The organism is Halomarina rubra, from assembly GCF_023699475.1.
Classification (GTDB): Archaea; Halobacteriota; Halobacteria; order Halobacteriales; family Haloarculaceae; genus Halomarina; species Halomarina rubra.
Genome location: NZ_JALXFV010000007.1, coordinates 46,852 through 59,954, shown reverse-complemented (window position 1 = coordinate 59,954; position 13,103 = coordinate 46,852). Strand labels below are relative to the sequence as shown.

The 13,103-nt window shown below is 66.9% G+C and carries 12 protein-coding genes; 5 read left to right on the top strand and 7 right to left on the bottom strand.

What is annotated here, in order from left to right:
- A partial coding sequence (locus M1L36_RS13085) for a glycoside hydrolase family 3 C-terminal domain-containing protein (protein WP_250874200.1) occupies nucleotides 1–668 on the top strand: 668 nt, incomplete at its 5' end.
- A gap of 45 nt (nucleotides 669–713) precedes the next feature.
- On the opposite strand, the gene M1L36_RS13080 is transcribed toward M1L36_RS13085, so the two are convergent.
- From M1L36_RS13080 to M1L36_RS13065, 4 genes are all read right to left on the bottom strand, one after another.
- On the bottom strand, nucleotides 714–1,343 hold the full coding sequence (locus M1L36_RS13080) for an isochorismatase family protein (RefSeq protein ID WP_250874199.1): 630 nt from the start codon (nucleotides 1,341–1,343) through the stop codon (nucleotides 714–716).
- Between the two features lie 94 nt (nucleotides 1,344–1,437).
- On the bottom strand, nucleotides 1,438–1,704 hold the full coding sequence (locus M1L36_RS13075) for a HalOD1 output domain-containing protein (protein ID WP_250874198.1): 267 nt from the start codon (nucleotides 1,702–1,704) through the stop codon (nucleotides 1,438–1,440).
- Between the two features lie 231 nt (nucleotides 1,705–1,935).
- Complete coding sequence (locus M1L36_RS13070) at nucleotides 1,936–3,783, bottom strand: hydantoinase B/oxoprolinase family protein (protein ID WP_250874197.1); 1,848 nt, start codon at nucleotides 3,781–3,783, stop codon at nucleotides 1,936–1,938.
- Complete coding sequence (locus M1L36_RS13065) at nucleotides 3,780–5,843, bottom strand: hydantoinase/oxoprolinase family protein (RefSeq protein WP_250874196.1); 2,064 nt, start codon at nucleotides 5,841–5,843, stop codon at nucleotides 3,780–3,782. The genes M1L36_RS13070 and M1L36_RS13065 overlap by 4 nt, the downstream gene beginning before the upstream one ends.
- A gap of 451 nt (nucleotides 5,844–6,294) precedes the next feature.
- Here M1L36_RS13065 and M1L36_RS13060 point away from each other — a divergent pair, with 451 nt between their 5' ends.
- A complete protein-coding gene (locus M1L36_RS13060; protein WP_250874195.1) occupies nucleotides 6,295–6,441 on the top strand; it encodes a hypothetical protein in 147 nt (48 codons plus the stop codon).
- Between the two features lie 185 nt (nucleotides 6,442–6,626).
- Nucleotides 6,627–7,247: an NUDIX hydrolase gene (locus tag M1L36_RS13055; protein ID WP_250874194.1), complete on the top strand. Its 621-nt coding sequence runs from the start codon at nucleotides 6,627–6,629 to the stop codon at nucleotides 7,245–7,247.
- Between the two features lie 62 nt (nucleotides 7,248–7,309).
- On the opposite strand, the gene M1L36_RS13050 is transcribed toward M1L36_RS13055, so the two are convergent.
- Nucleotides 7,310–7,981, bottom strand: coding sequence for a bifunctional 4-hydroxy-2-oxoglutarate aldolase/2-dehydro-3-deoxy-phosphogluconate aldolase (locus tag M1L36_RS13050; RefSeq protein ID WP_250874193.1), 672 nt, complete (start codon nucleotides 7,979–7,981; stop codon nucleotides 7,310–7,312).
- 101 nt (nucleotides 7,982–8,082) lie between these two features.
- Complete coding sequence (gene kdgK1 / locus M1L36_RS13045) at nucleotides 8,083–9,051, bottom strand: bifunctional 2-dehydro-3-deoxygluconokinase/2-dehydro-3-deoxygalactonokinase (RefSeq protein ID WP_250874192.1); 969 nt, start codon at nucleotides 9,049–9,051, stop codon at nucleotides 8,083–8,085.
- Between the two features lie 754 nt (nucleotides 9,052–9,805).
- Here kdgK1 and M1L36_RS13040 point away from each other — a divergent pair.
- Together M1L36_RS13040 and M1L36_RS13035 are read left to right on the top strand one after the other, a co-directional pair.
- Complete coding sequence (locus tag M1L36_RS13040) at nucleotides 9,806–10,699, top strand: ParA family protein (protein WP_250874191.1); 894 nt, start codon at nucleotides 9,806–9,808, stop codon at nucleotides 10,697–10,699.
- Nucleotides 10,692–11,231, top strand: a complete 540-nt coding sequence (locus tag M1L36_RS13035; RefSeq protein ID WP_250874190.1) for a DUF7970 domain-containing protein — start codon at nucleotides 10,692–10,694, stop codon at nucleotides 11,229–11,231. Before M1L36_RS13040 ends, M1L36_RS13035 begins: the two co-directional genes overlap by 8 nt.
- A gap of 94 nt (nucleotides 11,232–11,325) precedes the next feature.
- Here M1L36_RS13035 and M1L36_RS13030 read toward each other — a convergent pair whose 3' ends face one another.
- Complete coding sequence (locus M1L36_RS13030; protein ID WP_250874189.1) at nucleotides 11,326–12,471, bottom strand: MBL fold metallo-hydrolase; 1,146 nt, start codon at nucleotides 12,469–12,471, stop codon at nucleotides 11,326–11,328.
- Nucleotides 12,472–13,103: the final 632 nt, after the last annotated feature.

Sequence of the window (13,103 nt, the reverse complement as noted above, 5' to 3'; positions counted from 1 at the left end):
CCGGGCCCGCCGAGCGGACGGTCGTGGTCGTCGCGTCGAGCGGCCCCGTCGAACTCCCGTGGCACGAGGACGTCGACGCTATCGTCGAGACGTGGTACCCCGGTCAGGTCCACGGCGACGCCGTCGCGTCGGTGCTCTACGGCGACGCCGACCCGGGAGGTCGCCTCCCGGTGACGTTCGCGGCCGAGGGCGACTACCCGACCGCGTCGACCGACCGCCACCCCGGCGTCGACGGCGTGGCTCGGTACGACGAGGGACCGTTCGTCGGCTACCGGCACTTCGACGCCGCCGACGTCGACCCCGTGTTCCCGTTCGGTCACGGCGAGTCCTACACCACCTTCCGATACGGGTCGGTGACGGCACTCGACGACCGGTCGGTCCGCGTCACGGTCGAGAACGTCGGCGAGCGACCGGGCAGCGAGGTGGTCCAGGCGTACGTCCGGCCGCCGACGGTCGAGGGCGTGACTCGACCGGACCGGGAGTTGGCCGGTGCCAGGAAGCTCCGTCTCGCCTCGGGCGAGTCTCGGACCGTCGACATCGGCCTCGACGAGCGAGCGCTGGGGCGGTACGACGAGAACGCAGGATGGGTCGTCGATTCGGGGACCTACTCCGTCGAGGTCGGCCGCTCGGCAGCGGACCTCCGCGGGCGGGCGACCATCGAGCGGTGAGCGTCGGTCCGTGACGCTGTGAGCCGTCGCGGAGTCGTGTTCCGCTCACGCTCGGAGCGCTTCGAGGACGATGTCGGTGTCGACGACGTCGCCGTACTTCGCGTCGATGTCGAACAGGTTCGCGCGATGGGGTGCTTCGGCGCGGTCGCCGACGGCGTCTCGGGGGACGACGGTGCGGTAGCCGTGCTGGAGACTGTCGACGGCGGTCGCCCGGACACAGCCGCTCGTGGTGACGCCCGCGAGGACGAGCGTGTCGACCCCGTTGGTCGTCAACTCTGTCGACAGGTCCGTCCCGAAGAACGCGCTGGCGTACTTCTTGAGGACGACGCGCTCCTCTGCTTCGGGTGCGAGGCGGTCGTCGACGGTGACGCGGTCGGTGCCGAGTCTGAGTTCGCGCAGTGCGGGGACCTTCTCGACGAACCGGCCGGCGTCGCCGTAGGACGCCTCGTAGGCGACCGTGGTGAAGTACCGCGGGAGGTCGTGTTCGCGGAACGCCGCCAGTAGTCGGGCGGTCTGCTCGACCACGTCATCGACGTCCGCGCCAAGGTTCGAGTCGGGGTCGGTGAACGCTTCGATGAGGTCGATGACCACCAGCGCCGGCCGGTCGCCGAAGCCGACGCTCTCGGCGAACTCTCGCTCCGCGTAGAACTCCGCGACGTCGTCGGTCCACTCCATGACGACCACCTACGAGGAGCGAGGACATGGCCGTGTTGGGTCGACACACACTGGTCGCGGACGGTCGCCGACGGTCGCCAGGTGGTCTCGCGACCTACTCCTCCGGTCGAATCGGCGAGATTCGAATCTCGCCGGCGGCCGAGATGACGACGGCGTACCCGGAGACGGTGAACGACGTGTGGCCGTCGTACCGGGGACTGCCGTCGTGGCGCTCTCGGAACAGGCTGTCGAGAGAGACAGGGTCGATGCTCTTGTAGAGTTCACGCTCGGCGTGGCGGACGTCAGTGCCCATGAGGTCCGCCAGCGAGTGTGCGACGACGGTGCTGAGCTTCGCCGTGCCGTCGTCGTCGAAGTACGTCACGTGCTGGTCTGGCGTCTGGGGGGATCGGCCCGGGGTGGATGGAGCCATAACGATCGGATTCGAGGGGTGGGCGGCGCTCGGTCGCCGGTCGAGTCGTCGTCGAGGACGGACCGCCCACGGCCGCTCGGTCGGTGAGTATTGAGGACACGACACAATATAATCGTAGCGCTGGAGGCGAGACCGTCGGACCGCGTGCGAACCGGTCCGCACGCTCGGGCCGGTCTCCGCCGACTACCGCATGTCGAACGTGCGGCGCTCGGCGGCGATCTCCTCGGCGAGTGTCTCGTCGTCCGGGAGCGGCCCATAGTCGAACTCCGAGAGGTCCTCGCGTGCGTCGCGGAGCGTCTCGCGTTCGTCGGCCGTCGCCCCCACGTCGACCGAGCCGTCGTCGAGGACGACACCGTAGCGTTCGCGGGCCGCCGCCTCCGAGACGAGACCGCGGCGCACCTCCGTCGCGACGACCGCCGGGTCACGGTCGAGTGGGTCCCCCAGTCCACCGCCACCCGCGGTCCGGAAGACGAGTTTGTCGCCCGCGCTCACCGGTTCGTTCTCGACCTTCGACGGCAGGGCCTCCTCGGTGCCGTCGGTCCGGATGAGCTTCTTCTCGCTGCGCTCGCCGTGTGACCCGCCGTCGACACCCCACGGGTAGGTGTGTGCGCGGTCGTCCTGGAAGGTGATGGCCCCGTCCTCCTCGAACGTGAACACCTTGGTGATGCCGTGACCGCCGCGGAACTCGCCGGGGCCGCCTGTGTCCGCGCGAGTGCTGTACTCGTCGATACTCAGTGGGTAGTACGCCTCCTGGTACTCGGCGGGGACCGTTCGAAAGAGCGGCCACCACGAGTGACCGTCGAGGCCGTCGCCACCGGGGCGCGCCGGGATGCCGCCGTAGAGGATCTCGAGCATCTGGAACTGGTTGCCCTCGGAGTCGACCCCGGCGTAGACGAGGTTCGGCGAGGTGCCGTAGCTCCCGGCGACGGAGAACTGGTCGATGAGCTTCGAGAACGTCGCCTGGAGCACGTCGAACTGGCGGGCCATCATCGGCAGGCGGTTGCCGAGCGCCGCGGGGTACTCGGGCTGGACGACCGTCCCCTCGGGCAGCGTCACCTCGAACAGGTCGTAGTAGCCGTCGTTGAAGGTGAGCAGGGGGTCGAACGCCATGATGAGGAACACCCCGGTGAACATCTTGAACATCTTCTCGTTCAGGAGGAAGTTGACCGTCCCCGGAACCTGTTGGTCGGTGCCGGTCCAGTCGAGGTAGACGGTGTCGCCCTCCCGGTAGATCTCGAGGTGGAGTTTGATGGGGCCGTTGCCCATCCCGTCGTCGTCGACGTAGTCCTCGAACGTGTAGCGCTCGCCCTCCGGGATGAACTCGTTGATGAGGTCGATCATCCCGTCGCGGGTCCGGTCGAGGATGGCGTCACAGCCTTCGAGGTAGGTGTCCTTCCCGAACCGGTCGCACAGTTCCCGGACGCGTTCTTCGGCGACGGCCGTCCCCGCGGCGAGCGCCTTGATGTCGGCCTCGGCGTGCTCGGGCAGGCGCGTGTTGTGCGCGAACGTCGCCAGCAGCTCCTCGTCCAACTCGCCGGCCTTGTACAGTTTCACCGGCGGGAGACGGATGCCCTCCTCGAACACCGTCGTCGCCTGGACGGGCATGCTACCCGGCGTCTTCCCGCCGACGTCCATCAGGTTGCCCCACTGACTGCCGAAGCCGACTCGGTCGCCGTCGTAGAAGATGGGGCGCAACAACAGCATGTCGGGGGTGTGTGAGACCGCCCCCGCACAGGAGTAGGGGTCGTTCGTCGCGATGACGTCGCCCTCTTCCAGGTCGTCCCAGTCGAACGGCGAGTGCTCGATGATGGTGTCGATGGCCGACCCGAACTGTCCCATCACCATCCGCCCGTGGCGGTCGGCGATGAGCGGGAACTGGTCGGACTGCTCGCGGATGACCGGCGAGATAGCGGTGGTCTCCAGCACCCGGTCCATCTCGAAGCGGGTGTTCTCTAGCGTGCTCTCGATGATGTCGAGTGTCGTCGGGTCGACGTCGTGGTCGCCGACGAACTCCGGTGTCTCGTTGCTCATTGGCTCTCACCGCGGGTTATCTCGAGGGAACCGTAGCGGTCGACCCTCGCGACGTGGTCTGGTTGGACGACCACCGTCGAGTCGGCGTCGACGACGATGGCCGGACCGGAGATCTCGTTGCCGGGGGTCGACAGCGAGCGGTCGTAGATTGGTGTCTCGTGGTACTCGCCGTCGAAGTAGACGTCGTAGTGGCCGGTGATGGCCTCACTCGCGTCGGCGTCGCCGAGTTCCTGCTCCTCCAGTTCGACGCCCTGTATCGCCCCCTTCCCGACGACGCGGAGGTTGGCGATTTCGAGTGGCGCGTCGAGCGAGAAGCCGAACTGGCGGTCGTGGCGTGCCTCGAAGTCGTCTTTTATCTCGGCGAGACCACCGTCGTCTCGGAGGTTCTCGACGTCGACCGGGATGGACATCTGGATGTCCTGGCGGTAGTACCGACAGTCCGCGAAGTAGTCGAACGCGTGGTCGGACTCCTCGACACCTTCCGAAGCCAGCCAGTCGGCCGCCTCGTCGCGAATCGACAGGAACTCGTCTCGGACCTCGTCGCCGGAGACGTCCTCGTCGGTTCTGAGGTACGTCTCGGAGAACTCGTTCTGGACGTCGGAGGTGAGGAAACCGAACGCCGACATCACGCCCGGTCCGGGCGGGACGACGAGCGGGTAGGCGTCCATCACGTCGACGAGCGCGTTGGCGTGCATCGGGCCGGCCCCGCCGAACGCGACCAGTCCGAACTCCCGTGGGTCGTAGCCCCGTTCGACACTGACGACCCGCAGCGCGCTGTACATGTTCTCGTTGACGATGTCGAGGATGGCCTGAGCGGCCTCCTCGATGGAGGTGCCGCGGTCGTCGGCGATGGACTGGACCGCGTCGCGGGCGGCCTCGCGGTCGAGTTCCATCCGGCCGCCGAGTTGGACCGACGGCGGGATGCGCCCGAGGACGACGTTCGCGTCGGTGACCGTCGGTGCCTCACCACCCAGTCCGTAGCAGGCGGGGCCGGGGTCCGCTCCCGCGCTCTCGGGACCGACCTGGAGCGACCCGCTCAACTGGACGCGGGCGATGGAGCCACCCCCCGCCCCGACCGTGTTGACGTCGACGGCGCGCGATTTGAACTCGCGGTAGCCGACCTTCGTCTGGCGGGTGGTTCCCGGCTTCCCGGCCTCGACGAGCGAGACGTCCGTCGAGGTGCCGCCCATGTCGAGGGTGAGCACGTCGGGGATGCCCTTCTTCTGGGCGATGGTCGCCGCGCCGACGACCCCGCCGCTGGGTCCCGACAGCGCGAGTTCGACCGGGCGCTGCGTCGCCGCCTTCGAACTCATCAGGCCGCCGTCGGAGCGGACGACGTTCATCGTCGCGCTCGACCCGGCGTCGGCCAGCGACGACTCCAGGTCGTCGAGGTATCGGATGACCTGGGGACGGGCGTAGTCGTTGATGACCGTCGTGAGCGTGCGTTCGTACTCGCCGTACTCCGGGACGATCTCCGCTGAGATGCTCACCGGGAGGTCCGGTGCTTCCTCGGCGACGATGTCACGCACCCGACGTTCGTGGGCCGGGTTGAGGTAGGAGTTCAACAGGGCCACGGTCAGCGACTCGACCCCCGCATCCTGAAGCTCCCGGACCGCGGTCCGAACCGCTTCTTCGTCGAGAGGTGTCGTCTCCTCACCGTCGGGCGACCCGATGCGCCCGCCCACGCCGCGCGTGTCGACGAGGTCCGCCAGCGGAGCGGGCTTCTCCATGCCCATCCAGCCGTACAGCGGCCCCGGCGTCCACGCTCGGGCGAGGTGGAGCACGTTCTCGTGGCCGGCGGTCGTTAGCAACCCGACCCGCGCGCCGGTCTCTTCGAGCAGCATGTTCGTCACGACGGTCGTGCCGTGGAACAGCAGGTTCAGGTCGGCCACGGAGGTTCCAGCCTTCGCGACCGCCGACTCGATTCCCTCGACGACGCCGTTCGACGGGTTCTCGGGCGTCGACAGCACCTTGTCGATAGTGAGTTCGTTCGTGTCCTCGTCGAACACGATGACGTCGGTGAAGGTGCCACCGACGTCTACTCCGAGGTTGTGTGTCATACGGTATCGTAGATGACAGTCAGTCCGTGTCTCGCCGCGTAAGCGTTCTCCCAACCCCCGTTGGGTGGTTATCAAACGAGTGACCCGAACCGGCCCACGAGACGCCACCTCCCCCCGGTGAACTCCTTCGAGAGCGGTAGTCGCTCTCCTGCCGACCGTGTGGTCATTCGGAATCAAGGGCGAGGACCCGAAACTGCAGTCTACGTGACTGCTGTCGCCGCCTCGAACCCACGAGTCGTCGACGACGGCAGCTTCGAGGGTTCTCACGGCAGTAGGGCAACGGACCTCGGTTGGTAACCTCAGCCAGCTAACGTAGCTGCGGTAGCTAACTGAGGTCGATTGCTCAGGGAACCCGCGTCCGCTCGGGACGTGAGTCGGACCGGTTCGGTGACTTCGGTCGGCCCCGGCGACCGGGATGGCATTTTATCACGTGGAGGGCCAAGGTATCCGCATGGGAACCGGATGCTGGCGGTTGCGGTGTACGCACTGTCGGTTCCGGAGTTCGACGTCGGGACGGACGCTCGCCGAGTCGATGGCCGAGACCCACGAGACGGCGACCGGCCACACCGTCGACGTCTGTCGAGAGCGGCCGCGCTGAGTAGCGCCGAGACGCACCGGACCCGAACGATTACAACACTGTCCTGACAACTGTAGAGTACGCGGTAGTACATCCGGGATACGGACGGTTCGGACGGAAGTTACGATCGACGCCGTCTCCGTGTGTGGAGCCGCAGATTCGACCGACGCTGCACCACCACTCGAAGACCCATCTACACACACCACATGACACGCGATCCAATATCGACCGAACCGACCTCCGAACCAGCTACCGAACCAGCCACCGAGGAACCGCCCAGAGAACCCACCGACCCGTTCACCTCACTCGATGGCCTCCGGGACCACGAACGGGTCGCACACGAGCGGACCGAACGCGCGTTCCCGGACGAGTCGTTCGAGAACCTCCGACGACGCTACGACGCCATCGCCGGCGTCTACCAGGTCGGACTCACGACTCCCGACGGAGCCGTCCTGCTCGTCGGCGACGACGACTGGGCACTGCCCGGCGGTGAAGTGCTGGCCGGCGAGGAGTGGCGGGCCGTCGCCCGTGGAGAACTCGAACGCCTGTTCGGCGTCGAGGTGGCCCTCGGCGGCGTTCTCCGACTGTTGGACGGCGAGTTCACCCGTGAGGGCGACGCAGCCGACCGATTCGTCGCGCCGTGCGTGTTCTTCGGGGCTTCCCTCCAGGACCCCGACGACGCGTTTGTCACCCACCCCACGTTCGCAGACGACCTCGACCACCCCCTGTACGGCGACGGGAGCGGGTTCGACATCGGGTGGTTCGACACTGTCCCCGACGACGCGAACCCGAACCACGTCGACGACATCGAGTCGTTCCTCGGGTAGCGGACGCGTCGGAGACCACGACGGCGACCCGGCCGTCGTCGCTCGATGCCCCGGTCGTCCCGTCAGTTCGTCGCGTTCCGGGCGTCGTCGATGGCGGTCCGGAACGACCGCGCTTTGTCGGTGAGGACGTCGTAGTCGCCCGCCGCGACGGCGTCACCGTCGACGAGCGCTCCGCCGACCCCGACGCCGACCGCACCCGCGTCGATGTAGTCGGCGACGTTCTCCAGCGAGACTCCACCGGTCGGGACGATCGGGATGTGGCCAAGCGGTCCACGAATCGCTTTCAGGTGACCGGGACCGCCGGTCGACGCCGGGAACAGTTTGAGCAGGTCCGCCCCGGCCTCGTACGCGCGGACGGCCTCGGTCGGAGTGAACACACCGGGAGCGATAGGTGCGCCGTACCGGTTCGCGACCGTCACGACCTCGGGGTCGAAACTCGGCGTGACGACGAACTCCGCGCCCGCGAGCAGTGCACTGCGGGCGGTCTCGGCGTCGAGTACCGTCCCGACACCCAGCGAGACGTCGTCACCGAGCGTTCCGGCCACGTCCCGGAGCATCCCCATCGCCCCCTCGGAGTCGGCGGTGAGTTCGACGGCCCGGACTCCACCCTCGACTAACGCATCGACGATTCGAACGGCGTTGTCGGCGTCGGCACCCCGGACCACCGCGACCAGACCGGTGTCGACGAGGCGGTCGAGCGCGGCCGGCCGCGTCGGGTCGGCATCGAGTGTCATAGCCGAACCCTCACCCGACTCCGAGTAAAAGCTTGTGACGCGTCCGAAATCGGCGGTGACGCTCCGTGGCGTGTGTCGGCCGTCGAGGGACCGGCCTCGACTCAGCGGTCGATGGCTCCCGTCTCGCGGTCGAGGACCGCCTCGACCTCCGAGGGGGTGACGGTGACGACGTCCCCGCCGATGGTGCGTTTGAGCGACGCGGTCGCCGCACCGTACTCCAGCGACTCGGACACGGACGCGCCGTCGAGCCAGCGCGCCAGGTAGCCGCCGACGAAGGCGTCACCGGTGCCGATGGCGTCGACGGTGTCCGCTGGGAACGCCCCCTGTTCGAACACATCGCCGTCGTGGACCGCCACCGCACCCTCCGCACCGCGCGTGACCACGACCGTCTCACAGTCGTGGGTCGTCGCGAGGTCGGCGGCGATGGCTGCTGCGTCGCCCTCGCGGTCGAGGACGTGCCGTGCGTCGCGCTCGGCGACGACGAGTGTGTCGACGGCATCGAACAGTGGCTCACAGGTCTCTCGGGCGGTCGCCGCCGACCACAGTTTCGCGCGGTAGTTCAGGTCGAACACCGTGTGCGTTCCGGCCGCCTTCGCCCGGTCGAGGAGCGTCCGTGTCGTGTCCGCGAGCGTCTCCGAGAGCGCGGGCGTGATGCCGCTGACGTAGAACACACGGGCGGCTTCGACGTGCTCGGTCTCCAGTTCCTCGGGTGTCGCCGACCGGACGGCGGCGTCGCTTCGGTCGTAGACGACGTTCGTCCCGCGGGGTTCGCCGGCGGGTTCGAGGTAGTAGACGCCGACGCGCCCCGTCTCGCTGGGGGCGACGACGGGGGTGACCCCGTGTGTCCGAAGTGCCCCCTCGATACGCCGTGCGAGTGGCGAGTCGGGGAGCTTCGACAGCCACGCCGCCGTGCCACCGAGTCGGCTGACCGCGATGGCGACGTTGCTCTCCGCGCCGGCCGCTCGCAGTTCGGTCTCGCGAGCGGTCTCGATGCGCTCGCCGGGCGCGACGGAGTGACGGAGCATCGTCTCGCCGAACGACACCAGGTCGAACGCGGCAGGCTGACTCATTGGTCCACCCTCTCGCGACGACGGGTTAGGCGCTTCGCCATCCGTCTCGAGCCACGCTCACGAGCAAACCGGCCGAACATCGTCATCAGGTCCTCTACGAGACCACGAAACGAGTTCAGTATTGAAAAGCTTGATACGACCCTGAGCCGAATCTCATCACGGAAAGTGGGACTCCCTCAAACTGCCAACCCACTTTCTACACGGTTTACTCGACGACGACTCGACGCTACCGAGCGGGTCGCTCGTCACACGTCGACCGTCCGTAGCGCAAGCCACCTGAGCCAGCGTAGGTAGCTAACCCAGCTACGCTACCGAGACCAGGTTCACTCGCTACCTCGCCTCACTGGTGTCCCTTCAGCACCGGCGCTACCCCAGGTGACGACTACGCCGAAGACCGTGCTCGACGCCCGATGGTGGCCCAGCGACGTGACTCGCCCACCGTAGCTACGTTAGCTACCTGAGGTACCGTAGGTGGCGTGTTTGGCCCACCCCAACACGATACACAACCGACTGTCCTGAGCGGCGCAGACGGTTTTCGGCAGTTTCACGGGTGTTTTCACGCGAATCACCGATTCCACCAATCGCCGCGTCGGTCGGGGCTGGACTCGCGTCGAGAACCCAGCCCACCTACCTTAACCAGCTAAGGTGGCTGACTTAGCCACCTTAGCTACGCCAACCGAGCCAAGACAGTCAGTGGAGTCGGCTCACCCACCGAACGTTTAATGTACTCATCTCCGATGGGATGGAACAGAGCATGTCACAGTCGGACGCGGACATCGAACCCCGGGCGGTCACCTCGGCGGTGCTCAAAGGTGGGGTCGGGAAGTCGATGCTCACCACAAACACCGCACGTGCGTTGGCCGACCGCGGCCACCGGGTGCTGGAAATCGACATGGACCCGAACGGCCACGCGACCACCGGCCTGGGGTTCGAAGAACAGTACCAGACCGCGGAGTTGGATATCGGCGACGTGATGCTGGGTGACCGAACTGCGGACCCGGAAGACGTCATCATCGACACTGGTTACGGGTTCGACCTTCTCCCGGCCCACCGCAATCTGGAGAACCTCAACGTAGAGCTCGCGAACGCCGACTTCGGAACGGTCAGACTGCGACGCTTCGTCGTCGAACCACTTCTTGAAACCGTATACGACTATATCGTCATCGACGCGGCCAACGAGCGCAACAAGATATCGGACAACGCGCTCACCGCCTCGCTCAACATGTTGATTCCGCTCACGCCCGGTAGCGGACTCCGTGGGTTCCGACGAACCATGGAACGCCAGATCAAACCACTGCGAGAGTTCCGAGAGCTGGAGATTCTCGCGCTCGTCCCCAACCGCATCAAACGGCGCATCGATCACCAGACGACCGACCGAGAGCTCATCGAGGGGCTCTGTACCACCGACAACCTCTCGAAGAAGGTGCCGAACTTCGGCTACGTCTCGCCCGAGGCGTTCGAGCGCATCGACACCGGCGAGTGGGAGGGGTCGTTCCCGAAGCCCGGACTTCGCGAGGACACCGACATCGAACGCGCGAACAAGGACGCCGAGGTTCCGCTCGCGGAGTACAACCCCGACAACGACCAACTCGACTCGTTCGACGAACTCGCCGCCATCGTCGAGCGCGGAGGTGTCGTCCGTGAGTGACAACCCGTTCGCGGACCTCGACGAGGAGTTCGACGGAGACGGTGACAGAGAGCGAACCGAAGAGGAGAGCGACGGGCGAACTCCCGAACCGGACACGACCACGAGCGACGACGACAGCGTCGCCGACACGCTGGCCAGCGTCGACGAACCACCCGTCGAACGAGCGTCGGGCGAAGAGACCGAAGAGACAGATTCCTCGCCGTCCGCGACCGACGCCGACGAGGCGTCCACGACGACTGACGACCGAGGAACCCAGCGGACCGTCGACCCGACGACCACCGAGGCGTTCGACTACTCCCCGGAGATGCAACAGGCGGTCTACCCCCGGCCCGAGACGTGGGACGACTTCGAGGACGCGATGGAACTCGACATGGAACGCGTGTTCAGGACCTACGACGTCCGGAACATGTCGAAGCGAGAGATCCACGACGCACTGTTCGGATTCGTCGTCGACAACGCCGACGAGATAGCCGAGCGCGCGTTGCGCGCCCGCGGAATCGAGGTCGACGGGGACGACGAGGACGACGACTGACCGGACCGTCGACGGGGCGTCTCGACGAACCACGACCTGAGAGGACACACCCGCCACGTCGACGTCGAACCGTAGCGTCCGACGGCGGTCGGGCTCAGGCCGCGCAGTTGTTGGGGCCGAGTTCGAGCGTCGTCGCCTCCTCGTCGTCGACACTCCGTCGTCCGGAGTTGACGTCGATGACCGTCTCGTAGTTCGGTGGTTTCTCTGGAGGGTCGCTCGACAGGCGCTCGACGAACGCCGCCTCGTCGAAGCCGAGGAGGTCGAGGCGCTCGCGCAGGTCACCCAGCCGAGCGGCGACCGGCTCGCCCGGCGACCCGGTCTCGTACCGACCATCACTCGACACGGTCAGGTGGCCGGGGAGGACCGTCGTGTCCTCGGGGAGCGAGAGGACGGTCTCGTGTAACGAGTCGTACAGCAGGTGCGCCCCGTGTGCGGCGTCGTCGTCGCCGAACTGGAGTTCGGTGCGTCCGACGGCGTCGGCGAACAGCGTGTCGCCGGTGAACAACAGTTCATCTGCGATGCGGTAGCTCGTCATCTCCGAGGTGTGCCCGGGCGTGTGGAGCGCCTCGATTTCGACGTTCCCGAGGGCGACGGACGCTCCGTCGGCGAGTGGGTCGTACTCGTACTCGACGTCACGCTCGCGAGCGGCCGCGCCCAGGTGGTACGGGACGTCGAGTTCACCGGCGAGTCGTCGAGCGCCGGAGATGTGGTCGGCGTGGACGTGCGTGTCGAGAACCCGCTCGACGACCAGTCCCTCGTCCTGGGCGACGACCTTGAACCGGTCGGTGTGGCGCGTCGGGTCGACGACGACGGCCCGACCGGCCTCTCGCGACCCGACGACGTAGCCGAGACAGCCCTTCGCCCGGCGCTGGAGCTGTCGGACCACGAGGTCGTCGTCGGCCGTCCCTATCGTGGCCACCTCGTAGAGGTCGCTCCACGCCTCCATCCCGCCGGTCACCACCGCGACGTCGTCGTACCCCCGTTCGCCGAGGTCGAACGCGAACGCCGTCGACGTCAGCGCCTTCCCACAGATGGCGACCACCGGACGGTCGTCGATGCGCTCGGCGACCGCCGCGAACGCCTCGTCGGACAGTCCCTCGCTCGGGTCGTACGGGACGTTCAGCGCCTCGGTGACGTGCCACGCCTCGTACGGGTCGGGCGGACGCGTGTCGACGAGGGTGAACGCCTCGTCGTCGTCTATCATCTCCGCCAGTCGTCGCGCGCTGATGTTCCGGACCATCGTCGTTCGTCCGACTGGAGGACCCGAACGAACGAAAAGTCGCTGGCGAGCGGTGACCGACCGACGGACGACTAGCTCCCCGCTGCTCCCGTTCGCGGTGACGGTGGCGACGGCCACGTCGAAGGACCAACACCCCACCGAACCAACACCTTAACCGCCCCGACCGGCGAGTTAGGCAGTCGTTCACGTCGTCCGGACGGTCACAGAGATGGGAATTCGGCGTGCGAAGAGTGTGTGAGAGCGCCAATTCAGGAGTCTCGTGCAGGCGACCGGCACCGACGGCTCGGCCCTCCTCGAGCGGCGACTGTGTGCATCTACCTCTACCGATCACCCGACCTATCCTCACCTTCCTCGACCCGTTCGCCGTGGACCGCGACCGGGGACGAGGCAGATTCGGTCCCACTAAGACACGGTTCGGGGACTGCCAGCGGTGGTCGGTTCGTCGCGCCCCGACGACGGGACGTCTCACCTCATCGACGGGTAGCCGGTTATTTCGTCGGAGGAACCCCCAATAATGGACTCATAATAATACTATTACAGCGCGTGGTCTTGGAATATGAACTATCGGAGCGTATCTGATCTCGGGACGGCTGCACGGCAGTTGGCACAGTCACTCCCGACAGATATCGATC